This is a genomic window from Curtobacterium sp. B18 (assembly GCF_000333375.1).
In the GTDB taxonomy this organism is placed as follows: Bacteria; Actinomycetota; Actinomycetes; order Actinomycetales; family Microbacteriaceae; genus Curtobacterium.
Genome location: NZ_BACZ01000106.1, coordinates 1 through 1,422, shown reverse-complemented (window position 1 = coordinate 1,422; position 1,422 = coordinate 1). Strand labels below are relative to the sequence as shown.

The 1,422-nt window shown below is 73.9% G+C and carries 2 protein-coding genes; one reads left to right on the top strand and one right to left on the bottom strand.

Annotated elements, in window-relative coordinates; genetic code table 11:
- Positions 1-677: MFS transporter (locus I5E_RS02900; protein ID WP_022905665.1), on the top strand; the 677-nt coding region annotated here is incomplete at its 5' end.
- 213 nt (positions 678-890) lie between these two features.
- On the opposite strand, the gene I5E_RS02895 is transcribed toward I5E_RS02900, so the two are convergent.
- Entirely contained in the window at positions 891-1,286 is a 396-nt protein-coding gene (locus I5E_RS02895; RefSeq protein WP_022905664.1) for a GTP-binding protein, read from the bottom strand.
- Positions 1,287-1,422: the final 136 nt, after the last annotated feature.

The following is a 1,422-nucleotide window of genomic DNA, read 5'->3' as shown; positions in this document are numbered from 1 at the left end:
CGCTGACTCGTCATGCCGACGTCCTCACCGACTCGCTCGGCTACTCGGCGCTCGACGGCACGCTGCTCACGATCCCGGTGCTCCTGCTCCTCGCGGTGATGCTCCCGCTCACGGGCAAGCTGTCCGACCGGCTCGGCCGTCGCGTCGTGATGTGGATCGGAGCCGCGACGACCGTCGTGCTCGTCGTGCCGGCGTTCCTGCTGATCGGCCACGGGGAGCAGTGGTCGACGCTCGCGGGCCTCGGGCTCCTCGCGCTCATGACCGCGCTGTGGGTGTCGAACCAGGCGGCCTCGCTGCCGGCGCTGTTCCCGACGTCGACCCGGTACGGCGGCATGGGGTTCGCCTACAACATCGCGATCGCGGTGTTCGGCGGGACGACGCCCCTCATCGTGCAGGCGCTGCTCACGGCGACGGGCGACGAGCTCGCGCCGGCCTACTTCCTGATGGCGACGAGCGTCGTCGGGGCGATCGGGGTGTTCTGCATGAAGGAGTCCTCGCGCCGCCCGCTGCCCGGGTCGATGCCGGCGGTGGAGACCGCGGAGGAAGCCCGCGAGCTCGTGCTGACGCAGGACACGAACCCGCACCTCGACCTGGGCGACCTGCCGTTCGCCGCCGAGGACGCCGCCCGCCGTGCCCGCGAGGCCGCGCGCGAGGGCGAGGTGGCCGCGGCGCGCTGACGCCGGGGTGACCGATCGCTCGACTCGGAACGACGAGGTCGATGTCGTACGACATCGACCTCGTCGTTCGTTGCACCCGCGGGTTGTTGCACGGAGGCGGGAACGACATCGCGGTGGTCGTACGACAGCGAGGTTGTCGCTCGGCGTCGGGCAGCGCCCGCGTCGCTCGGCGTCGGGCAGCGCCCGCGTCGCCCGCGTCGGGCAGCGCCCGCGTCACTCGTGCCGGTGCTCCCCGGACGCGTCGAGCGCCGGCCACACCGGGAACGGGTCCGCCCACGCGCGCCAGACGTCCGGCCCCGCGAGGAGTTCGTCCGGCGTGAGGAGCGCCCCGTCCAGCGCGCGCTCGATCGCCGGCACGTCGAGTCGCTCGCCGACGAACCAGAGCGCCTGCCCGATCGGGGCGTCGGCGTCCCACGACGGGTTCGCGGTGGGGTCGAGCGCGAGCATCGCCCCGAGGCTCGACCACGACCCGACGTGGTCCGGGCGCGAGGCCAGTCGGAAGAACCCCCGTGACCGCAGCACCCGGCCGTTCCGCCCCGCCGCGAGGTCCCGCTCGATGACCGACGCCAGCCGCCCGGGGTGGAACGGCAGCGGCTCGCGGTATCGCATGGCGACTAGGCCGTCCCGGGGGTCCCGTCCGCCCGAGCCCGACAGCGCCCGCATCCAGCCCGTTCCTTGCGCTAGGACCCGTGCCGCACCGCCGTTCGACGCGGGTAGGTCGGGGGCGCTCCGGATCGACGATCCG

Bases quoted from the DNA above. Each gene is read 5' to 3' on its own strand.
- I5E_RS02895 (WP_022905664.1), bottom strand. From the start codon at position 1,286: ATGCGATACCGCGAGCCGCTGCCGTTCCACCCCGGGCGGCTGGCGTCG.